Genomic DNA, 20706 nt, shown 5'->3' on the forward strand with positions numbered 1-20706 from the left:
GGTTCCGTAGGAGATTGTCACCGCAGCACATTCGGGGGATCCAGGATGGGTAGAAGTGGCATGGACCAGCAGCGTCGACGGGTACCGATGACCCGCGGGCTGGGGCTGCGATTTGCGCTGTTGACGGGCATGGCGATCGGACTGGTCGCGCTGTCGGCCGTGATCCAGGAGCTGCAGGCGGCATCGACCGCGTGGATCGCAGGGCAGGGCTACTGGTCGCGGGGGCAGCAGGACGCCACCGCAGCGCTCAGCCGTTACCTGGCGCGTGGCCACCTGCAGGATCTGCAGGATGCCCAGCGGGCATTGCAGGTTCCGCTGGGTGACCTGCAGGCTCGCAAGGCGCTGGAGCAATCCGAACCGGACGAGGCGACAGCCCGGGCCGGTTTCCTGCGTGGGGGCAACGCCCGCGCCGATATTCCACGGCTGATCTTCTCGTTCCGCCATGCGCGCAATGTTGGTGCCTTCCGCGAGGCCACGTGGTTGTGGCGGCAGACCGACGCGGACCTGCTGGCCCTGCAGGCGTTGTCGGAGGAACTGCAACGCCGCCATGGCTCGGGACCGCTGGACGAGGCAACCGTGGATGATTATCTGCACCGGCTGCGTGGCATCGACCACCAGCTGCGCGCGCAGGCGCAGGCGTTCTCGCAGGCGCTGCTGCGCATGGCCCGCGCGGTGCGCATCGCAACCCTGACCGTCGGCGGCCTGTCGGTTCTGCTGATCAGCCTGATGGCGGTTGCCCTGGCCCGCCGGGTCGGCAAGGACCTGACCGAGCACGAGAGCCGCTTCCGGGCGGCCTTCTACCAGGCCAATGTCGGCATGCTCAAGCTGGATGCCGCTGGCCGAATAGTGGAGGCCAACCAGGCGATGGCCGACATCCTCGACCATCGCCGGGACGTGCTGCTGCAGATGTCGTTGAACGAACTGCTGATGGATGGCGAGCTGGTCATCGATGAGGGTGGCCGCATCGACTGGGATCGCCAATTGCGACCGGGCGAACTGCGCTTCCGGCGTCGTGATGGCAGCCTGGTGTGGGGGCGCTGGAGTGGCACCGGCGTGCGCACCGCCGACGGCCGCCTGTCGGTGTTCGCCATCGTCGAGGATGTCAGCCAGAACCATGCCCTGGCGCGCGAGATCGAACACCATGCCAGCCACGATCCACTGACCGGTCTGATCAATCGTCGCGAGATCGAACGCCTGCTGGAGAAGTCTCTGCTGCAGGTCCGCTCCGACGGTGGAACCCACGCACTGGGCTACATCAACCTGGATCACTTCAAGCTGGTCAACGACAGCTTCGGCCACGCGGCCGGCGACCAGATGCTGCGCAGCTTCGCCGAGTACCTGGTCGGCGCGGTGCGTGATGGCGACTGGGTTGGCCGCCTGGGCGCGGATGAGTTCGCAGTGTTCCTCGCCCGCGCCAACCAGGATGAAGCCAAGCACGTATTGCAGCGTTTGATCCGCAACCTCGGCCAGGCCACGTTCCCGATCAGCGAAGGCAGTCCGCAGCTGAGCTGCAGCGTGGGCGTGGTCGAAGTGACGGCCGAGGCACCGGACGCGAACTGGTTGATGAGCGCCGCCGACAGTGCCTGCTATGCAGCCAAGCAGGCTGGCCGCAACCGCGTTCATTGCTTCAACGAAAACCGGCTGGCCCTGGAAGAACGACGGCTGGAGGCCGAGCGCCTGCAGCGGGTCAGCCGTGCCATGGCCGAGAACCGGATGCTGTTGTATGCGCAGCGCATTGCCAAGGTTGGCGATCCGTCCTACCTGCACTACGAAGTGCTGGTGCGCATGCGTGACAGCGACGGCGTGCTGCAACTGCCGGGCCGGTTCATGCCGGCGGTGGAGCGCTACGGCATGGCGGTGGTGCTGGACCGGCACGTGCTCGGCCTGCTGTTCCGCCACCTGCAGGTATGCCCGGCGCACGTACGCCAACTCGGTCTGTGCAACGTCAACGTGTCGGCCCAGTCGATCGCCGAGCCGGGATTCCTGGCATTCGTCTGCGACCTGCTGGAGCGCAACCGCGCACTGGCGTCCAAGCTCTGCTTCGAGATCACCGAAACCGCGGCAATCGGCAACCTGAGCCAGGCACGTGCCTTCATCGACGCGGTCAAGGCGCGCGGATGCCGGGTGGCGCTGGATGATTTCGGCTCGGGCCTGTCCTCGTTCGGCTATCTGCGGCAGCTGCCGGCGGACATGCTGAAGATCGATGGTGCCTTCGTGCGTGACATGGATACCGATCCGGTCAGCCGTGCCAGCGTGCGTGCGATCAGCGAGCTGGGCCGCGAACTGCAGATGGAAGTGGTGGCCGAGTGGGTGGAGACCATTGAAGTGGCCGAGGCGCTCGCCGGGATGGGGGTGCAGGGCCTGCAGGGCTATGCCATTGAACGGCCGCAGCCACTGGAGCGGCTGACCCTGGCTGACCTGCGGCCAATGCGGTTGGCCGGCATGCAGGGGCCATCGGCTGCCGGCTGAAGGTGCTGCGGCCGGGCGGCAGCCCGGCCAGCACCCCCGCCACTTTGGTCTACACATCGGCGGTGCCTTCCGCTGCGATAATGCCGCCAGGGGCGACGCGCAGTGGGCGCGGACGTAAGCAGTAACAGGACGTGGCGTGGGCGGCAGGCAGGTGCGTTTCGAAACAGGGGCGGTGCTTGTCCTGCTGCTGGTGTGGTTGGCGTTGCCGTGGCTGGGCCATGCGCGCAGCGTCGACGCCGGCCGCGATTATCTTCTGGTCGGCAGCGCGACGGCCGAACCGACGCCCCATCGCGCGTGCACGCCGGCGATGCTGGCCGGGCCGCGCCAGCAGACACAGGTGAATGCTCCGCCGGAAGGGTGGTCCGGCGAACCGCAGGCGCTGGATGTCTTCAATGTCTTTGCTGGCGAAGTGCGGCTGCAGCACGGTGACCGCGAGATCTGCGGCAACATGCAGGACGCGCGCACCCGCGATTCGCGCTTCCGAGCGGGCATCGGCATGGTGGCGGTACCCGCTGCCGGTAGCCACGAACCGTTCCTGGTCTCCTGGCAGACGCCGCTGAAGGCACGCTGGGTGCCGACACTGCAGCTGGGCGCGCCCAGCCCGGTACAGCAGAACGACACTGCCCGGCTGCTGGTGCGCGCCGCTTGCATCGCCGTGGCAATCGCGCTGGCGCTGTCGGCGCTGATGGCCTATCTGACCACCCGCGACCGCAGTTTCCTGATGTACATCGGTGCCACCCTGGTGCTGGTGCTGTGGCAATCGATCCTCGGTGGCCTCAGCGGCTATCCCGAACCCTGGCTGCGCGTCGGCGGGCGCGGGGACTGGTGGCTGCTGGCGCTGACGGCAGCGACCCAGGCACTGGTGTTGCCGGCGCTGTGGCGCCTGAACGGCGGTGACCGTGTACTGCCACGTTCGCGCGTGGGCCAGCAGCTGGTGCTGTGGTCCCTGCTCACGCTGGCGGCACTGGTGCCGTGGTTGCAGCGCGATGGACTGGGCGTGGTCGCACAGATCCTGCAGGGGACCTTCATCATCGGCTGCGCACTGTCGTTGGCGATGGGCATCTGGGCCCGCCTGCGCGGCGATGTCTGGTCGCTGGCGGGGCTGGCCGCACTCGCGCCGATGCTGGTGCTGATCGTGGCCGACGCCGCCAGCGCGCACTGGCTGATGGCGTACCGGGTGGAGGCCCTGCAGCTGGCAGTCACCTGGCTGCTGATGATGGCGGCCTACGCGCTCAACCTGCGCCTGGGCCGGCTGCGCCAGCAGCGTGATGAAATGCGCCAGCTCGCCGAGACCGACATGCTGACCGGCCTGCCCAACCGCCGTGCCGGCCTGCACCAGCTGGCCCAGCATCTGCAGGGCGGCGAGCGTGAGAGGGGGCCGCTGGTGATCGGCTTCCTCGATATCGATCTGTTCAAGGACATCAACGATCGTCATGGCCATGAGATCGGTGATCAGGTGCTGGTGGCCGTGGCCCGCGCGCTTCGCGCCGCTGTCCGCAGCGAGGACCAGGTGGTGCGGATGGGGGGCGAGGAGTTCCTGCTGCTGTTGCCGGGCATGCCGCGGGAGATCGCTGCCGCTCGCCTGGAACGCCTGCGCCAGCGCATCACCGAGGCCTGCCGGGACCTGCAGGTGCCCGGTCTGGAGGTGACCGCGAGCATCGGCCTGGCACAGTGGCGGCCGGCCGAAGATGACCTGGCCGCGCTGCTGCGGCGCGCCGACCACGCCATGTACGTGGCCAAGCGCAGTGGCCGCAACCGGGTGTTCGATGGCGAAACCGAAGATCCGTTGACCACGGCATGAGGCGGGAAGGGCGGTGATGCCGGATAATGGGGCGATGACCAGCCGACTCAACAAATACATCGCCGACACCGGCTTCTGCTCCCGACGCGAGGCCGATCGCCTGATCGCCGCCCGCCGGGTCACCGTCAACGGCCATGCCGCCGGCACCGGCGCGGTGGTCGGCGAGGAGGACAAGGTACTGGTCGACGGCCAGCCGTTGCGCATTCGCACTGCCCGCAAGCCGGGTGCCCGCCGCCACGTGTACATCGTGCTGAACAAGCCGGTGGGCGTGACCTGCACCACCGAAAGCACGGTGAAGGGCAACATCGTCGACTTCGTCGGCCACGAACAGCGCATCTTCCCCATCGGTCGCCTGGACAAGGAATCGGAAGGCCTGATCCTGATGACCAGCAACGGCGACATCGTCAACCAGATCCTGCGCGCCGAAAACGGCCACCAGAAGGAATACCTGGTGGCGGTGAACAAGCCGGTCACCGACGAATTCCTGCGCGCGATGGCCCGCGGCGTGCGCATCCATGACCAGATGACGCTGCCGTGCAAGACCTCGCGGATCGCCAAGTTCGGTTTCCGCATCACCCTGCAGCAGGGCCTGAACCGGCAGATCCGGCTGATGTCGGCCGAGTTCGGCTACCGCGTGACCCAGCTGCGCCGCGTGCGCATCGACAACATCAAGATCGGTGCGCTGAAGCCGGGCCAGTGGCGCAACCTGACCGAGCAGGAGCTGCACGGCCTGTTGCCGCAGCAGCAGGATTGGTAACAAACTGCAGGTAGTGCCGGCCTGCTGGCCAGCACCCTGGCGCTGTAGGGTTGCCGGCCAGCGGCCGGCACTACCTGAAAGCAGATTGCCTGCCTGCATCAGCTAGACTTTGCGGCGACCTGCCGGAACGCGACGCTGCATGATCAAACCCGACAAGCCCGCCAACGAAGCGCTGCGCCTGGAGGCGCTGTACCGCTACCGGATCCTCGATTCCGAACGGGAACGCTCGTTCGATGATCTGGTCGCCATCGCCAAGGCAGTATGTGGCACGACGATGGCGGCCGTGACCCTGATCGACGTCGAGCGGCAGTGGTTCAAGTCGATACAGGGCATCGATGCGGCCGAGACCCTCCGCAGTGATTCGATGTGTGGCCATGCCATCCTGCAGCCGCAGGAGATCATGGTGGTCGAGGATGCGCTGCAGGACGTGCGCTTCCACGACAACCCGGTGGTGACCGGCGACCCGCACGTGCGTTTCTATGCCGGTGCGCCGTTGATCAGCAGTGACGGCCTGCCGTTGGGCACGCTGTGCGTGTTCGACGCGCGCCCGCAGCACCTGGCAAGCGACAAGGCCGAGGCGTTGGCCGCGCTGTCGCGGCAGGTGATGCTGGTGATGGAGCTGCGCCGCTTCGCGCTGGACATCCAGAAGCACATGCTCGAGCGCGACGACTATGAGCGGCTGCTGTCGGACTACCACGACCTGCTGCTGGCACAGAATGCCGACCTGGCCGAACAGAGCCGGACCGATGCACTGACCGGGCTGCCCAACCGGCGCGCGCTGGCAGCAGCGCTGGGAGAATCCGTGGTCGCCATTGATGGGCAGGCGCGGCAGGCCTGCGTGGCGCTGGTGGATATCGACCATTTCAAGCACATCAATGATTTCCAGGGCCATGCGACCGGCGACCGGGTGCTGGCCGAACTGGGGGCGCTGCTGCGCTCGCACTTCGCCGGGCGCGGCATGGCCGCACGCTACGGCGGTGAGGAATTCGTTGCACTGATGCCGGACGTGGATCTGCGCACCGCCGAGCTGCAATGCGAGTTCCTGCGCGTGGCGGTGTCCAACCTGCCGCTGGGCTTCCCGGTGACGATCAGCATCGGCGTGGCGCAGTACCGGCCTGGTGAAACCTCCGATCAGACCCTGGCCCGTGCCGATGCCGCGCTGTACCGGGCCAAGGGCGCCGGCCGCAACCGGGTGGAAGTGGCGCCCTGACCGCTGGGGCGGCTGCGGTGGATCCACGCCACGCGTTGCTGCACCAGGGTAGATCCACGCCATGCGTGGATGGCCGGACGTTTCCATGCAATCGCAGCCATTGCGATCCCCGTACGGCACCCTCAACGTCTCACTGCAAGGACGTCGACCATGCTGCAGACACTGGCCATCGCCAACTACCGATCACTGCACGGGCTGGTACTGCCAATGCAGCAGCTCAACGTCGTCACCGGTGACAACGGCAGTGGCAAATCCAGCCTGTACCGCGCGCTGCGCCTGCTGGCGGAAACCGCGCAGGGCGGTGTTGCAGCGGTGCTGGCGCGGGAGGGGGGATTGGGCTCGGCGCTGTGGGCCGGTCCCGAAAAGATCGACCGCCGCGTGCTGGCCGGCGAGATCCCGCAGCAGGGCGGGCCGCGGCAGGAATCGGTGGGGCTCAAGCTGGGCTTCGCCACCGATGGATGCGGCTACGCCATCGACCTCGGCTATCCGCCGCCGAGCCGATCGGCCTTCGCGCTGGATCCGCAGATCAAGGCCGAAGCGATCTGGGCGGGGCCCTTCCTGCGCAGCGCCAATCTGCTGGTCGACCGCCGCGGTGCGCTGGTGCGGCAGCGGCACGCGCGCGGCTGGGACCTGGTGGACGACCGACTGTCGTTGTTCGACAGCCTGTTCACCCAGGTGGGCGATCCGCAGCGCATGCCGGAAGCCATCACCTTGCGCGAATACATCCGCCGTTGGCGCTTCTACGACCACTTCCGCAGCGATGCCGATGCACCGGCGCGACAACCGGCGATGGCGACCCGTACCCCGGTGCTGCACCACGACGGCCGCGACCTCGCCGCCGCCTGGGTGACGATCCTGGAAATCGGCGATCCGCAGGCGCTGGCGCGCAGTGTCGAGGATGCATTCCCGGGGGCGACGGTCAGCTTCGAGGAACTGGATGTCCGGCTCGCGCTGCGCTTCCACCAGCCCGGGCTGTTGCGGCCGCTGTCGATGGCCGAACTGTCCGATGGCACGTTGCGTTTCCTGTTGCTGGCAGCGGCGCTGCACACGCCTCGGCCGCCGCCGCTGCTGGTGCTCAACGAACCAGAGACCAGCCTGCATCCGGATCTGCTACCGGCGCTGGCACGCTTGATCATCGCCGCCAGTGCGCGCAGCCAGGTCTGGGTGGTGTCGCATGCCACGCGCTTGATCGCCGCGCTGGAGCAGGCACCGCACTGCCATTCGATGCACCTGTACAAGGAGCATGGGCGGACGCTGCTGAGCGGGCAGGGCCTGCTGGATGCGCCGGCCTGGCATTGGCCGCAGCGCTGAGACGGGTACGGGGAAGGTCCGCGCAATGCGCGGACGCCCTCAATCGGCGATGTTGCGCGCTTCGGATGTACCGAGGATCTCCGGATGCTGCACGCGCTTGCGGCGGTTGAGCAGCGGATGCAGGAACACGGCCCCGACGATGATCGCCACGCCCAGGTAGAACCACGGGGTGACTTCGTGCTGCTCGCGCAGCAGCACCACGGCCAGCACCACGGCGTAGACCGGTTCCAGGTTGGTGACCAGCTGCACGGTGTAGGCGCTGAGGTGGCGCAGCGCGACCAGTGCCAGGGCGAACGGCAGCAGCGTGCAGACACCGGCCAGCACCAGCAGCAGGATGCCGTCGTGCAGATCGGGAACGATCCACAACGGGCTGGCCAGCGCCGGCAGCAGGTACGGCATCAACGGTGCCAGCAGGGTCAGGGTGATGGTGCCGGCGCCCAGCTCCAGCGCAGTTACCGTCAGCGGATCGGCATGGCTGACCATGCGTTTGTTGAGCGAGCCGAACACCGCCACCAGCAGGGCCGAGAGCGCGCCGATCAGCACGCCCATACGCATGCCGTCGGGCACGCCGCCCACCACCAGCGCCACACCGGGCAGCACGGCCAGGCCGAAGGCCAGCTCGCGCATCTGGAACGGGCGTTTGGCCACCCACGGTTCGATGATCGAGGTGAACACCGGTGCCAGCGCGATGCAGGTCGCAGCAACCGAGGCATTGGCCAGCTTCACCGCGCCATAGAACGTGAGCCAATGCAGCGCGACCAGCGCGCCGATGCCGGCATAGCCGGCGACCAGCCGCAGCGGCAACGTGCGCAGCCCGCGCCAGACCCGCGGAAGCAGTGCCAGCATCGCCACCACCAGCAGCATCCGCCACCACACCAGCGGCAGCGCGGGCAGGGTGATCAACTTGCCGAGGATGGCGGTGACGCCCCACAGCAGGACACAGAAGTGGATCTGCCACAGCGCTTTGCGGGTGTCGGGTGTGCTCATCAGGGTATTGTGAGGCAAGGCGCATCGGCGGGCGATGCCTGTGGCATGCTCGCGGCGTTGCCACGAGGGAGCCGTGCATGCCTGCTGCCCGTTTTCTTCTGCTGCGCGGCTGGGCGCTGTTGACCGCGCTGGTCGCGGCAGCGTCGCTGCTGCTGCAGTTCGCCCTGCTGATGCGCGGCATCGGTGCCAGCCTGGGACCCGGCGTGGCGAGCCTGCGCTTCTTCAGCTACTTCACCATTCTCAGCAATCTGGCCGTGTGCCTGGGCTGCGTCTGGCTCTGCAGCGGCCGCGCCCTGCGACCGACGGTGGCCGCCACCCTGGCCCTGTGCATCGGCGTCACCAGCCTGATCTATCTGCTGGCGCTGCAGGGGCTGTGGCAGCCAACTGGTCTGCAATGGTGGGCCGATGTTGGTCTGCACTACGTGGTGCCGCTGCTGTATCTGGCCGGTTGGGCGGGGCTGCTGCCTCATGGTGGCCTGCGCTGGGGTGCGTTGGGCGCGGTCCTGCTGGTGCCGCTGGCCTACCTGGGCTGGGCGATGCTCACGGCCTCGTGGCTGGGCAGCGCCCCGTATCCGTTCCTGGAAGTGCAGCGGATCGGTTCGCGTGCATTCGGCCTCAGCGTACTGCGCGTCGGCGGGGTGTTCGTGCTGGGCTGGACACTGCTGTGGGCCGTGGATCGCTGGCGCCGTCGATGAGCCGTTGCAGCGCCATCGCCGCCGCCGGGTTGCGCACCTTGCCGGCGCCGATGCACAGCAGGTAGACCTCGCGCGGCGCGGTAGCGGCCGGTGGGGCCAGGCAGGGCAGGTCGTCCACTATCTCGCCTCGGGCCCAGCACCGCGCGCGCCCGGCCCAGCGCTGCTGCATCGGCAGGGGAAGACCTTCGGTCAGCCTGGCCTGGCTGCGTTTGATCCGTGCATAGACGAAGCCGGCGGTGATGTCGCCGTGCAACGGTGACTCGTCGCTGTCTTCGATCACCAGGGCCACGCCATGCCGGCGCGCCGCTTCGACCAGTTCCGGCCCATGGACGCTGGCGTTGCGCACCTCCAGCGCATGTTGCAACACCGTTCCATCCAGGTGCTTTGGCAGCTGTGCCATGAAGGTGTCCAGTGCCACGGCATCGGCCGGGTGCTGCGGGTCGAACTGCCAGAGCAATGGGCCGAGGCGGTCGCCGAGAGCGATGGCTGCCTGCAGGAACGAGCCAGCCGCCTCGATCGTGGACGACAGATCTCGGCGCTGCACCAGATGGCGCGGCGCCTTCATCGAGAAGCGGAAACCCTCCGGCGTCTGCGCGGCCCACTGCGTACACTGGGCCGCTGTGGGGGTGCGGTAGAAGGTGCCGTTGATTTCGATGCAGTGCAACGCGCGACTGGCGTAGGCCAGCTCTTCGCGCTGGATCAGGCCGGGCGGATAGAAGGCGCCCCCACGCCATTGCGGGAACACCCAGCCGCCGATACCGCAGCGCACCGGCGCCGCATACGCATGCCGTGCCGTCATTGCGTGTGTTCCGCCCGCCACGGATCGTAGCTGCCGAACCACCACAGATAGCCTTCCGGGTCGGCGCAGGCATAGCCACGTCCACCGTAGGCCTGGTCGGCAATGTCGATCACGATGCGCGCACCGGCAGCCTTGGCCCGGGCGTAGTGGGCGTCGACATCGGTGACGATCACACAGGCACTCTGGGTCTGCCGGCCGCCGACTTCATCGGGCATCACCGCCAGCTTGGCCCATTCGCCGCTGTTGGTGGCAGATCCGAGCATGATCATGCCCTGGCCGAACACCAGCTGTGCGTGGTGCACGGTATCGCCGTCGGCATACACGGCCTGCGCGTGAAAACCGAACGCGCGCTGCAGCCAGTCGATGGCGGCCAGCGCATCGCGATAGCGCAGGCACGGAATGATGGTGGAACCGTTGCTGCTCTGGCCGTTCGCACCCATGACACCCCTCCTATGGCACAGGGCAGGCTGCACCCGGGACCGTTACCATCGCGCGAAACCCCGGTGACGGCCTGCACATGGCCGCTACCCCTGTTCGGAGATGGTGCTGGATGAAAACCTGGATCGGAGGAACCGTGCTGCTTGCGTGCACGACCATGGCCAATGCGGCGACGCCGCAGCAGCTGCAGGACCTGGATGCGACCGTCGAGCGCGTGCGCGCGCAGTTCGACGTGCCCGGTATCGCCGTGGCTGTGGTCAAGGACGGGCAGGTGGTGCTGGAACGCGGCTGGGGCGTGCGTGAACTGGGCAAGCCGGCGCCGGTCGAGGCCGATACCCTGTTCGCCATCGCCTCCAACACCAAGGCCTTCACTGCCACCTCGCTGAATCTGCTGGCCGAGGACGGCAAGCTGAAGATGGACGACAAGGTGATCGACCACCTGCCGTCGTTCCGCATGTCCGATCCGTTCGTGACCGGGCAGATGACGATCCGCGACCTGCTTTCGCACCGCAGTGGCCTGAGCCTGGGCGCGGGCGACCTGCTGTTCTGGCCAACCACCTCCTACAGCAATGCCGAAGTCGTGCAGCGCCTTGGCCAGGTGCCGCTGAAAGGTGGTTTCCGCGAGCGCTATGCCTACGACAACATCCTGTATGCGGTCGCCCAGCAGGTGATCGAGCACGTCTCGGGCATGAGCTACCAGCAGTTCCTGCAGACGCGCATCTTCGACAAGGTCGGCATGGCCGGCACGCGTTACAACGCCGATCACCTCAAGGCCGGCGACAACGCTGCGACCGGTCACGCCAAGTACGATTTCAAGGACCTGCGTACCGTTGCGCCGTTGACCTGGTCGAACAACGCCGGTGCCGGTGGCATTTATTCCAGTGCCCACGACATGGCGCGCTGGATGCAGGTGCAGCTGGCCGAAGGCAAGCTGGCCGATGGCACGCCGCTGTTCACTGCCAAGAGCCAGCAGCAGATGTGGCAGATGATCACGCCGCAGACGATTCCGGCGCCGAGCGTGCCGGAGCTGGCGCCGGCGCGGGCCAACTTCGCCGGCTATGGCGAGGGCTGGAGCCTGAGCGACTATCGCGGGCAGAAGCTGGTCTGGCACACCGGTGGCTGGCCCGGCATGGTTTCGCGGCTGACCCTGGTGCCTGGCGAGAAGCTGGGCGTGGTGGTGCTGACCAACCAGGAAGTGGGTGCGGCGTTCAATGCGATCACGCTGAGCGTGCTCGATGCCTACCTGGGCGGTGAAAAGCACGACTGGGTGGATGCCTATGCCAAGGGCGTGGCCAAGGGCAAGGACAAGGCCGACGAAGCATGGGCCAAGCACCAGGCGGAGCGTGACAAGGGCAGCAGGCCGTCGTTGCCGCTGGCCGGGTATGCGGCCACTTACCGCGACCGCTGGTATGGCGACATGGTCATCCGCGCGGAAGGCAAGGACCTGCGGCTGCGCTTCGCAAAGACGGCACAGCTGAGCGGTCGCCTGGAACACTGGCAGCACGACACCTTCATCGTTCGCTGGGATGATCGCTCGCTCAATGCCGATGCGTTCGTGAATTTCAGCCTGGACCCGGATGGAAAGGTGCGCGAGGTGCGCATGCAGCCGATCTCCGACCTGACCGATTTCAGCTTCGATTTCCAGGATCTGCTGTTCACCCCGGTGACGTAGAGGGTAGTGCCGGCCGCTGGCCGGCAACCTCATGATCCCCGATAACATCGCGTGGTTGCCGGCCAACGGCCGGCACATCGGAACCGGGGGAGATCGTCGGCCGGCGTACACACGCGGCGTGGGATACTCAGCCGGCTATCGATGGCGAGGGAATGCGATGTTCCGTTGGTTTGAATCCCTGATTCCGGTGTTTCCGCCCATTGACGGGCGCATGCCGCCGCGCACCGTGGTGCCGTTCTACCTGCACTACCTGCGACCGGTGTGGCCGGTGCTGCTGGCCACCCTGATCGCCGGTCTGCTGCTGGCGCTGGTGGAAGTGGCGATGTTCGATTTTCTCGGCCGCATCGTCGACATGGTCGCCGAGCAGCCAGGCGCGGGTTTCTTCCGGCGCCATGCCGATGCCCTTGGCTGGATGCTGTTCATCACGGTCATCGCGCGCCCGATCCTGGTCGGCCTGCACAACCTGCTGGTCAACCAGGCCATCGTGCCGGGCCTGAGCAATCGCTCGCGCTGGCTGATGCACAACTACGTGGTGCGGCAGAGCCTGAGCTTCTTCCAGAACGACTTCGCCGGCAGCATGGCCAACCGGGTGATGCAGACCGGTACCTCGCTGCGCGAGTCGGCGGTGCAGATGGTCGATTCGCTGTGGTACATCGTGGTCTACACCGGCACCGCGCTGTACCTGTTCGCACAGGCCGACTGGCGGCTGATGGTGCCGCTGATCCTGTGGCTGCTGGCCTACGTGGTGATCATGATCTACTTCGTGCCGCGCGCGAAGGAACGGGCCTGGATCGCGTCGGAGGCACGCTCCAAGGCGATGGGACGCATCGTCGACGGCTACACCAACATTCCTACGCTGAAGCTGTTCGCGCATGGCGGCCGCGAGCAGGCCTATGTCGCCGATTCGATCCAGGAACTGGCGGTCAAGCACCGCGCGCAGACCCGGATCACCACCGGCATGGATCTGACCATCGCCATCGTCAACGGTTTCCTCATCGCCGGAACCTGCGGTCTTGCGCTGTGGCTGTGGAACGGCGGGCACATCACCGTTGGCGCGATCACCCTGGCGACCGGCCTGGTGATCCGCATCCACAACATGTCCGGCTGGATCATGTGGACCATCAACGGCATCTTCGAGGACATCGGCACCGTGCAGGATGGCATCACCACCATCGCCCAGCCGCTGACCGTGCAGGACCGCGAGGATGCGGTGCCGCTGCAGGTGACCCGTGGCGGTGTGCATTTCCAGGACGTCCATTTCCACTACGGCAAGAAGGGTGGCGTGATCGCTGGCCTGGACCTGATGGTGAAGCCAGGCGAGAAGATCGGCCTGGTCGGCCCGTCCGGTGCCGGCAAGTCGACGCTGGTGAACGTGCTGCTGCGGCTGTACGACCTGGAAAGCGGGCGCATCCTGATCGACGGCCAGGACATCGCCTGCGTTACCCAGGAAAGCCTGCGCCAGCAGATCGGTGTGGTGACCCAGGATACCTCGCTGCTGCACCGCTCGATCCGCGACAACCTGCTGTACGGCCGCCCGGATGCGACCGACGAGCAGCTGCGCGCGGCGGTGGCCAAGGCGCGTGCGGAAGCTTTCATCGATACGCTGGTCGACGGCGAAGGGCGTCGTGGCTACGACGCGCATGTCGGCGAGCGCGGCGTGAAGCTGTCCGGTGGCCAGCGCCAGCGCATCGCCATCGCCCGCGTGCTGCTGAAGGACGCGCCGATCCTGGTGCTGGACGAGGCCACCTCGGCGCTGGACTCGGAAGTGGAAGCGGCGATTCAGGACAATCTGGACGAATTGATGGGGGGCAAGACGGTGATCGCGATCGCCCATCGCCTGTCGACCATCGCCCGCATGGACCGGCTGGTGGTGATGGACCAGGGCCGCATCGTCGAGACCGGTACCCATGCCGAGCTGATCGAGGCCGGTGGTCTGTACGCGCGGTTGTGGGCGCGGCAGACGGGTGGGTTCGTGGCCGCCGATCAATGACCGCCCCCGGACGGCGGCTGAGCAACAGTAGATCCACGCCACGCGTGGATGCCGTACAGCACAGATGAAAACGGCCCGGGTCTCCCCGGGCCGTTTGCGTTCAACTCACACCCGACCGATCACTCGATCGGCTGGTCCAGCATCAGCTGGCGCGCGAAGCGCACCGGCGGTGCGCCGTAGGACAGCATCTGGTCGTGGTAGGCCTTCAGGTTGAACTTGTCACCCAGCTTGTCCTGCATCGCCTTGCGGGTGTCGAAGTGTTCCTGTGCACCGACGAAGTAGGTCGGCAGCTGTGCCGAGGTCAGCTGCGCACGCACCCACTTGCCCGAGGCTTCGCTTTCCTGCTGGAAGGCGTCGTGGGTCATCAGGTGCATCGCCTTCTCGCGATCCCAGTTGTCCACGTGCACGCCCTGGTCGAGGATCGCGTTGGAGATCGTGCGCAGGTAGAACTTCAGCTGCACCAGGTGGAACAGCGGGTCGTTGTTGAGATAACCCTGCTCCTGCATCATGCGCTCGGTGTAGACCGCCCAACCCTCGGCGAACAGGCCCGAACGCAGCACGGCACGCAGGGTGGAGGGGAACTTGGCCGAATGCCAGCCTTCCAGGTAGTGGCCCGGCGTGCCTTCGTGGATGCTGAGCAGGTGGATCATGCGCGAGTTGTATTCACGCAGGAACGAGTCGACCTGCTTGTCGTTCCAGTCGTCGGGAATCGGCGAGACGGCGTAGAAGGTCTTCAGGTTCTTGTCCAGCGGGCCCGGCGAATCGCAGTAGGCCACGGCCACGCCACGCTGGAATTCCGGCATCAGGATGATGTCCACCGGCGCGTCGGGCAGGGTCATCAGGTCGTGCTCGCGCACGAACGCGGTGGACTGATCCAGTGCGGCCTTGGCATCGTCGACCACCTTGTCGCGCGCCGGCTTGTCAGCGTAGGCCAGCTCCAGCGCGGCCTCGATCGCCTTCTGCTGCTGTTCGTCGCTCGGCTGCGCCGGCATTTCCGGTGCGCCCGGCTTGTCCTTCAGCACGGTCTGCGCGATGCCGTACATGTCCTCGCGCACGCGCTTCAGTTCGGCGCGTGCACGCTCACCGATCTCCTGCCGCGACAGCGAGGAATTCAGCGCGAATTTCAGCTTCTGGTCGTACTTCTCCGCACCAATGCGGAAGTCGCCCTTGGCGTTCGGCACCAGGGTCTTGTCCAGCCAGGTCTGCTGCTCGTCCACCGCCTTCTTCAGGCCGTCGATGGCGGCCTGCAGGCGCTGCTGATCGGCCTGCGGCAACTCGCCGATGTGCGGGGTGATGAAGGTATCGACGATGCTGAGGATGCCCTTGTTCTGCTTGGCCACGGTCTCGGCATGGATCTTCGGCACGCGTGCCGGATCCAGGTTCTCGCGGGCCTGGGCGAAGATCGCCGGCAGCTTTTCCATGCGCGCGGTGGCCGACTTCAGGCGCTCCGGCAGCGGCGCGAACTCGCGCGCCATCAGGCCGTAGATCGCGCTGCCGGCAACGCCGTTGTACAGCTGCGGGTCCCACTTGCCGGACTGCATCACCTCGGCATTCCAGATTTCCGACTGCAGCTGGTTGCGCAGGATCGCGGCATCCACCTGGTTCTCGCGGCCCAGCTTGGCCACCTCGATCTTGTCCAGTTCGCCCAGCAGGCCCTTGTAGGCGTCGACGGTCTTCTGCTGGCCGGCCGCGCTCAGGTCGTCGATCTCGCTGTCATAGCGGTGGTCGCCGATCTGGGTGGCGCTGACCGGGGACAGCTGCATCCAGGTGTCCAGGGCACGCTTGGACAGGTCGGCAAAGGCGGCATCGACCGCTGCATCACCCGCCTGCTGGCTGGCGGCCGGGGTGGAACCGTTGGTCGGGGCGTCGGCCGGCTGGCAACCGGCGAGGGCGGCGACGAGGGCGAGGGCAAGAAGATGCGGGCGCATCGGCATTCCTGTACGGGGTCAATCCCTGAGCATAGGCCCCAGGAGCTGCTTTGTCCCCGTGCCATAGGATTACCATGGGCATACACAAGGACCTCCAGCGGAGCGCAGGACATGGAATACCAGGGAAGCTGCCATTGCGGCAGGATCGCATTCACCGTGCAGGCTGATGCACCCATCAAGGACGTCATCGACTGCAACTGCTCGATGTGCCGCCGCCGCGGCAGCCTGCTCTGGTTCGCCCCGCGCGAGGCGTTCCTGCTGGGCACCGATATCGCCGACGTGGCGACCTACCAGTTCAACACCCACAACATCGATCACCATCACTGCCGCGCGTGCGGCACCGCGCCGTACAGCGAGGCGGTGGACCCGCGCAGTGGTCTGCCGATGGTGGCGATCAACGTGCGCTGCCTGCCGCAGGTCGAGCTTGGTGGATTGTCGATCACCTCGTTCGACGGAGCCTCGCGATGACGGCGCGCCGCGTGTGGACGCGCGTGGTTATCGTGCCGGCATTGCTGCTGGCGCTGGCGGCCTGTGCCAAGAACGGTGAGCGAGCGCAGGAGGCCGGTGCAGTCGCTGCCGATGCCGATGCCGCTGTCGCTTCGCCGGAAGGCGCCTTCCTGGCCTATGAGCACGATGTGCAGGTGCAGCTGGAAGCGGCACAGATCGCGCCGCGCATCCAGCAGGTGGCACAGGCGTGCCAGAACGCAAAGTTCGGTGAGTGCGCGGTGCTGCAGGTGGATCAGCGCAGTGGCGAACAGCCCAGTGGCGAGGTCAAGGTACGCATCGCGCCGAAGGGCGTGGAGTCGCTGATCGGCCTGGCCGGCGAAGGTGGCACGCTGCAGGCGCGCAATACGCGTGCCGAGGACCTGGCCCAGCAGGTGGCCGACACCGCGCTGACCAAGGCGCGCCTGGAGAAGGAGCACGCGCGGTTGCTGTCCTACCAGGACCGCGGCGACCTGAAGATCGAGGATCTGATGGCGATCACCACGCGCCTGTCGGAGATCGAGGCGGGTGTGGAGCAGGCCACCAAGGACGCGGCACAGCAGCGCAGGCGCATCGATACCCAGCTGGTGACGATGCATTTCGACACCACCTCGGGCCAGCGCAGCCGCAGCGAGATCGGCGAAGCACTGAGCGAGTCGGGCAGCATCCTCAGCACCAGCGTGGCATTCCTGATCCGTGCTGCGGCCGCTTTGCTGCCGGTGGGCGTGGTGGCGCTGGTGATGGCCTGGATCGTCCGTGCGCTGATCCGTCGTCGCCGTCGTAAGCTGCCGCCGAAAACCTGACCGGAACAGGTAGTGCCGGCCGCTGGCCGGCACTCCTGCGGATCAGCCTTCGTCGGTTTCGTATTCGACGAACACATCCAGTTCCAGCGCAAGTTCCTGCACCGCATCGCGCACCTTCTGCGCGGTGCTCTCGTTGCCTACTTCCACTTCCAGTTCGTGGGTACCCGGGCCGATGTCGTCGGACAGGCCGGCCGAACTGGAATCATCGTCATCCATGTGCGGCATCAGGTCGTCGGTCTCTTCGACGTGTTCGATACCTTCCAGGCCGAGCAGCAGGTCGCTGATCGCACGGGCATCGTCTTCGGTTCCGGTAATTCGCAGTCGCAGCAGGGCCATGGCGGAAGCACGTTGTGGGGTTCGCCTGCAGCCTAGCCAGCGCCGGGCAAAGATCGGGTGAGGGCGCAGTCAGCCGGGTGTGCTCGGGCGCCCCAGCAGGCTGTCAGGCAACGCGGGAACCGGCGTGCGTTCGTCCTGCGCCTGGACCAGCAACCAGTCGATGAACAGCCGCGCGGCAGGGCTGGGTGGTCGCCCTTCGGCATGCACCACGTAGTACGCGTAGCGTGCCTTCAGTGCAGGGCCCGGCAGGCGCACCAGCTCATAGCGCTGCAGATATGGCTGGGCGACGTGGGTGCGTGCCAGCACCGCGCCCATGCCATACACCGCCGCGCGCATCGCGTCGGTACTGTCGGCGAAGGTATGCATCGCCGGCAACGGTGACGGCGGACGCACGCCAGCATGGCGGAACCAGTCGCGCCAGCCCTGTGGTGACAGATCGCTCAGCAGTGGCAGTTCAGCGATGCGGGCCGGGTCCTGTAGTGCTTCGACACCCGGCAGCGCCGGCGACGCCACGGGAAACAGATTGTCGTCCATCAGGTGCTGCGCGTGCAGCCCGGGCCATTGGCCCAGTCCGTAGCGGATGCCGACCTCCGGGCCGTTTTCGTCGTAGCGGTCCAGGCCACTACCCGTGTGCAGCTCGATGCGGATGTGTGGATGGGCCTGGGTGAAACGCGGCAGCCGTGGCAACAGCCAGCAATACGACAATGAGCGCAGCGTAGAGATCCGCAGCGGCACGCTGTCCGCGTCCGGTTGCAGATGGTGGGCGACGGCGGCGACATCGGTGAACGCCGCGCTGGCGGCGTCGGCCAACTGCCGGCCCTCGGCCGTCAGGCGTACCCCACGCGCATGGCGCAGGAACAGGCGCGTGGCCAGTACCTCTTCCAGACGACGCACATGGTGGCTGACCGCGCTGGCGGTCAGATGCAGTTCCTGCGCCGCCTGGGCGAAGTTCTGATGGCGCGCGGCGACCGCGAACACGGCCAGTGCGGGGAGCAGGGAAGGGCGTAGCAGCATGTCCAGCCTCAAGCCATATTTGTGGCTGGCAGCGATACTACGCGCTTGTGCAGCGGGCGTCTGCGGCCGATCCTGTGTGGCCAGACCAGCGCCACGATGACGGACGGACACAGAAGATGAATGCGATATCCCAGGCGACCGAGCGTGATTGGCGCACACCGCTGGAACTGACCCTGCTCGGCGCGATCTGGGGCTGCTCGTTCCTGTTCATGCGCGTGGCGGTGCCCTCGTTCGGTCCGTTCGCCCTGGTCGAGGTGCGGCTGGTGCTGGGCGCGCTGGTGCTGCTGCCGTTCCTGTGGCGCGCCCGCGCGCAGTTCCCGCCGCGCCGCTGGTTGTGGTTGGCGCCGATTGGTCTGGTCAATTCGGCGTTGCCGTTCGTGCTGTTCGCGTACGCCGCAGAGCGTGCGCCGGCCGCCATCGGTGCGATCTGCAATGCGATGACGGTGTTGTTCGCCGCACTGATTGCCTTCCTGTTCTTCGGCGAGAAGATCGGTGTGCGCCGTGCCGGCGCGCTGCTGGTCGGTTTTGCCGGCGTGGTGGTGCTGGCCACGGCCAAGATCTCGGGGTTGAGCATCGGCACGGCCGTGCTGGCCGGTGCGGCGGCGTCCCTGCTGTACGGTCTGGGCGTGAACCTGGTGAAGCGGCACATGACCGGTCTGCCCTCGGCTGCGGCCGCCGCCGCCACGCTGTCATGCGCCTCATTGTGGTTGTTGCCGATGGCGCTCACGCATCTGCCGCAGGGCTCGATTCCGGGCAAGGCATGGGGCGCGGCGATCGCACTGGGCGTGGTCTGCACCGGATTCGCCTTCCTGATGTTCTATCGCCTGATCGGCCGCATCGGCCCGTCGCGTGCGTCAACCGTGACCTACCTGGTGCCGTTGTTCGGTGCTGCGTTCGCCTGGTTGTTCCTGGGCGAAGCAGTGACGGTGCAGATGTTGATTGCCGGTGCGTTGATTCTGGGCAGCGTGGCGGTCAGCCAGAAGGGCTGATGATTCCTGCAGCCGAGCGTGGCTCGGCTCTACAGTAGATCCACGCCATGCGTGGATGCTTTCCGCTTCGCATTGCCAACCCGCCGCTACGCTCGCCGGGCATGGCCCGGCGCTACCGCACCGGCACCGGGATATTGCACAGATCGATATGCCCCGCCGGGCGCTTGTAGAAATCATCCACGCGGTTGCGACGCGCCTCCACCGTGTCGGCGAAGGTCTTCGAATCGGTTCGCAGCACCTGGATCGGCGTGCGTTCGGTTACCGGCACGTCGCTGGCGCGGCGGATCGACACGATCGGCGTGCGCAGCGTCGGGTCGGCGTAGAAGCCCATCGGTGCCGGTCCACGCGGGATCGCGCTGAGCAGTTCCATGCCCTTCAGCACGCGGCCGACCAGGGTGATGTTGCGGTCCAGCTGGCGGGGCGACTGGCCGGTCACCACATAGAGTTCTGCACCGATGCTGCTGTCTTCCTCGTTGCTGCGGCCTGCACCCAGCATGCCGTAGCAGTGCGCCAGCCAGGCCTTGCCGGCCTGCGGGTCCTGACCGACCGGGAAGCCGTCGACGAAGCCGGTCTGCACTGCCCAGCCATCGCGATCCGGCAGCACGCTTACCTTCAAACCGGTATTGGCACGCTCGAACTCGGCCGGCAGCTTGCGCGCGGCGCTGCCGAATGGCTTGGCCTTGGCGGCATCGTCGGCGTCGGCATCGCCGAACTGCACCACGAAGTTGTCCTGCGAGCGGTAGATGCTGGTGCCGTCCCAGAAGTGCTCGTGGGCCAAGGTCTGGATGTTGCCGACATGGCGCGGGGCGAACTGCGGCGCCAGCTCGATGATTACCCGACCGGCCGGCAGGTCCATGTACAGCAGGTTGGCCGGGTCCGGGGTGCGCCAATCGCTGGCCGCGGAGGCATCCAGGATCTGCTGCGGGCTGCGGTAGGGCGTGGCCGCGCTGGCCAGCGAGGGCAGCAGGCAGGCCAGGGCGAAGGTGGTCAGGGCAAGACGGCGACGGTGCGGCATGGGATCCCC

18 protein-coding genes are annotated in these 20706 nt (G+C 66.9%); 11 read left to right on the top strand and 7 right to left on the bottom strand.

The window, feature by feature from the left end:
• Positions 1–45: 45 nt before the first annotated feature.
• The 5 genes from WKB25_RS00350 (at position 46) to WKB25_RS00370 (ending at position 7548) form a co-directional block, all read left to right on the top strand.
• Entirely contained in the window at positions 46–2469 is a 2424-nt protein-coding gene (locus WKB25_RS00350) for an EAL domain-containing protein (RefSeq protein ID WP_340568052.1), read from the top strand.
• A gap of 136 nt (positions 2470–2605) precedes the next feature.
• Positions 2606–4270: a diguanylate cyclase gene (locus WKB25_RS00355; protein WP_340568054.1), complete on the top strand. Its 1665-nt coding sequence runs from the start codon at positions 2606–2608 to the stop codon at positions 4268–4270.
• Positions 4271–4304: 34 nt separating this feature from the next.
• Positions 4305–5027: a pseudouridine synthase gene (locus tag WKB25_RS00360; protein WP_340568055.1), complete on the top strand. Its 723-nt coding sequence runs from the start codon at positions 4305–4307 to the stop codon at positions 5025–5027.
• 139 nt (positions 5028–5166) lie between these two features.
• The gene (locus WKB25_RS00365) at positions 5167–6237 is read left to right on the top strand and encodes a sensor domain-containing diguanylate cyclase (protein WP_340568057.1); all 1071 of its coding nucleotides are present in this window, start codon (positions 5167–5169) and stop codon (positions 6235–6237) included.
• Positions 6238–6387: 150 nt separating this feature from the next.
• The gene (locus WKB25_RS00370) at positions 6388–7548 is read left to right on the top strand and encodes an AAA family ATPase (RefSeq protein WP_340568058.1); all 1161 of its coding nucleotides are present in this window, start codon (positions 6388–6390) and stop codon (positions 7546–7548) included.
• Positions 7549–7587: 39 nt separating this feature from the next.
• On the opposite strand, the gene WKB25_RS00375 is transcribed toward WKB25_RS00370, so the two are convergent.
• Positions 7588–8535, bottom strand: a complete 948-nt coding sequence (locus tag WKB25_RS00375) for a DMT family transporter (RefSeq protein WP_251476170.1) — start codon at positions 8533–8535, stop codon at positions 7588–7590.
• 77 nt (positions 8536–8612) lie between these two features.
• Between WKB25_RS00375 and WKB25_RS00380 the strand changes: the two genes are divergently transcribed.
• On the top strand, positions 8613–9230 hold the full coding sequence (locus tag WKB25_RS00380) for a Pr6Pr family membrane protein (RefSeq protein ID WP_340568060.1): 618 nt from the start codon (positions 8613–8615) through the stop codon (positions 9228–9230).
• Here the strand turns inward: WKB25_RS00380 and WKB25_RS00385 are convergent.
• Both WKB25_RS00385 and WKB25_RS00390 read right to left on the bottom strand, forming a co-directional pair.
• Complete coding sequence (locus WKB25_RS00385) at positions 9151–10029, bottom strand: DUF72 domain-containing protein (protein WP_340568062.1); 879 nt, start codon at positions 10027–10029, stop codon at positions 9151–9153. The genes WKB25_RS00380 and WKB25_RS00385 overlap by 80 nt on opposite strands.
• Positions 10026–10469, bottom strand: coding sequence for a VOC family protein (locus WKB25_RS00390; protein ID WP_340568063.1), 444 nt, complete (start codon positions 10467–10469; stop codon positions 10026–10028). The genes WKB25_RS00385 and WKB25_RS00390 overlap by 4 nt, the downstream gene beginning before the upstream one ends.
• 110 nt (positions 10470–10579) lie before the next feature.
• On the opposite strand from WKB25_RS00390, the gene WKB25_RS00395 reads away from it, so the two are divergent.
• Together WKB25_RS00395 and smrA are read left to right on the top strand one after the other, a co-directional pair.
• Positions 10580–12139 (top strand): serine hydrolase, encoded by a 1560-nt coding sequence (locus WKB25_RS00395; protein WP_340568065.1) that lies wholly within the window; start codon positions 10580–10582, stop codon positions 12137–12139.
• A gap of 157 nt (positions 12140–12296) precedes the next feature.
• Positions 12297–14129, top strand: a complete 1833-nt coding sequence (gene smrA, locus WKB25_RS00400) for a multidrug efflux ABC transporter SmrA (protein ID WP_340568067.1) — start codon at positions 12297–12299, stop codon at positions 14127–14129.
• Positions 14130–14248: 119 nt separating this feature from the next.
• Here smrA and WKB25_RS00405 read toward each other — a convergent pair whose 3' ends face one another.
• Positions 14249–16057: a DUF885 domain-containing protein gene (locus WKB25_RS00405; RefSeq protein WP_340568069.1), complete on the bottom strand. Its 1809-nt coding sequence runs from the start codon at positions 16055–16057 to the stop codon at positions 14249–14251.
• Positions 16058–16168: 111 nt separating this feature from the next.
• Between WKB25_RS00405 and WKB25_RS00410 the strand changes: the two genes are divergently transcribed.
• Together WKB25_RS00410 and WKB25_RS00415 are read left to right on the top strand one after the other, a co-directional pair.
• Positions 16169–16525 (top strand): GFA family protein, encoded by a 357-nt coding sequence (locus WKB25_RS00410; protein WP_340568071.1) that lies wholly within the window; start codon positions 16169–16171, stop codon positions 16523–16525.
• Complete coding sequence (locus WKB25_RS00415; protein WP_340568073.1) at positions 16522–17343, top strand: DUF4349 domain-containing protein; 822 nt, start codon at positions 16522–16524, stop codon at positions 17341–17343. Before WKB25_RS00410 ends, WKB25_RS00415 begins: the two co-directional genes overlap by 4 nt.
• 42 nt (positions 17344–17385) lie before the next feature.
• Here WKB25_RS00415 and WKB25_RS00420 read toward each other — a convergent pair whose 3' ends face one another.
• Complete coding sequence (locus WKB25_RS00420; RefSeq protein ID WP_025877698.1) at positions 17386–17679, bottom strand: hypothetical protein; 294 nt, start codon at positions 17677–17679, stop codon at positions 17386–17388.
• A 69-nt stretch (positions 17680–17748) separates the two neighbouring features.
• A complete protein-coding gene (locus WKB25_RS00425) occupies positions 17749–18693 on the bottom strand; it encodes a LysR substrate-binding domain-containing protein (protein WP_340568076.1) in 945 nt (314 codons plus the stop codon).
• Between the two features lie 116 nt (positions 18694–18809).
• Between WKB25_RS00425 and WKB25_RS00430 the strand changes: the two genes are divergently transcribed.
• The gene (locus WKB25_RS00430) at positions 18810–19682 is read left to right on the top strand and encodes a DMT family transporter (RefSeq protein WP_340568077.1); all 873 of its coding nucleotides are present in this window, start codon (positions 18810–18812) and stop codon (positions 19680–19682) included.
• A 112-nt stretch (positions 19683–19794) separates the two neighbouring features.
• Here WKB25_RS00430 and WKB25_RS00435 read toward each other — a convergent pair whose 3' ends face one another.
• Complete coding sequence (locus tag WKB25_RS00435) at positions 19795–20697, bottom strand: peptidylprolyl isomerase (protein ID WP_340568079.1); 903 nt, start codon at positions 20695–20697, stop codon at positions 19795–19797.
• Positions 20698–20706 lie beyond the last annotated feature (9 nt).

Origin of the sequence: Stenotrophomonas sp. G106K1, assembly GCF_037969685.1 — a bacterium.
Classification (GTDB): Bacteria; Pseudomonadota; Gammaproteobacteria; order Xanthomonadales; family Xanthomonadaceae; genus Stenotrophomonas; species Stenotrophomonas lactitubi.